The sequence below is a fragment of the Flavobacterium ustbae genome (genome assembly GCF_003946915.1).
GTDB lineage: Bacteria > Bacteroidota > Bacteroidia > Flavobacteriales > Flavobacteriaceae > Flavobacterium > Flavobacterium ustbae.
Genome location: NZ_RPOC01000051.1, coordinates 1 through 431, shown reverse-complemented (window position 1 = coordinate 431; position 431 = coordinate 1). Strand labels below are relative to the sequence as shown.

At 34.8% G+C, this 431-nt stretch carries 1 protein-coding gene; it reads left to right on the top strand.

The features are described 5' to 3' along the window. On the top strand, positions 1 to 431 hold a 431-nt coding region (locus tag EG814_RS21070; RefSeq protein ID WP_164515357.1), incomplete at both ends, for a helix-turn-helix domain-containing protein.

Below are 431 nucleotides of genomic sequence, written 5' to 3'. Positions count from 1 at the left end.
TTTATGGAAAGAAAAGTAAAGTATGACTATGCATTTAAGTTAGAATGCGTAGAATTGGTTTTAAAGAAGCATTATTCAGATGGACATGTTTCAAGAATGAAGCAGATTCCAAGATGGAATATTCGCAAGTGGGTCAGTTTTTACAAGACCTATGGTGAAATTGGCTTATTGCCAAGAATAAATCAAAGTTATTCAGGCGACTTCAAGCTGAAAGTACTCAAAAGCATAGAAAAGGAATCTCTTTCTTTGATGCAGGCTGGTATCAGATTCAACATCCCCAATATTTCCATAATTTTAAAATGGAAAAAAGATTTTGCTAACTTTGGACTAGAAGGACTGCAACCAAAACAAAAAGGCAGACCAGTATCTATGAGTAATCATAAAAGCAGAAAAAGCAAATCAGACCAGCCTCTAACAAGAGAGCAAGAACT